At 69.4% G+C, this 676-nt stretch carries 1 protein-coding gene; it reads left to right on the forward strand.

Features of this window, described 5'->3' with window-relative positions:
• Positions 1-676 (forward strand): GGDEF domain-containing protein (locus tag VP06_RS33225; RefSeq protein ID WP_048468099.1); only part of this gene is annotated, 676 nt, incomplete at both ends.

The raw sequence follows: 676 nt of genomic DNA on the forward strand, positions 1-676 counted from the left end.
GATCGCGGCCGCGATCCGTCATCCGGGACCGACCTTCCTGGGTCTGCTGGCCGCCGATGCCGGGCTGTTCGTCCTCCGGCTCGGGTTGATCGGCCGCACTCAGCGGGCCATGGCCCGAGGCGGGCCGGCACCGACGGATCTCCTGCTCGCCAGCAGCCTCGTCTGGGCCGCACTGGTCGGAAGCTCCACCGTCCTGTGCTTCGTCAGCGGCGATCCGCTGCTGCAAGTCCTGGCCCCCCTGACAATGATGGGGATCCTGAGCGGGATCGTGACCCGCAACTATGCCGCGCCGCGCCTCGCGGTCGCGATGATCATGCTGTGCGACCTGCCGCTGAAGCTGGTCCTGCCGTTTCATTACGGCGATCCCTGGTTCCTGATCGGCACGGTGCTCGGCCTGCTGTTCGGGGTCGCGATGACCGTCACCACGGTGCGGCTCACCCGCGGCTACGTGGAGGTGCTGCTCGCCAAGCAGGAGAACCAGCGCCGGGCCACCCATGATGCCCTGACCGGTTTGCGCAACCGCGTCGGGCTGATGGAGGACCTGGCCGCCCGGCTGCCGCTGCGCGAGGCCGATGTCCTGGCGCTGCTCTATCTCGACCTCGACGGCTTCAAGGCCGTCAACGATTGCCTCGGCCACGCTGCCGGCGATGCCCTGCTGGTGCAGGTCGCCGGCAGG

This window comes from Methylobacterium aquaticum (assembly GCF_001043915.1).
Classification (GTDB): domain Bacteria; phylum Pseudomonadota; class Alphaproteobacteria; order Rhizobiales; family Beijerinckiaceae; genus Methylobacterium; species Methylobacterium aquaticum.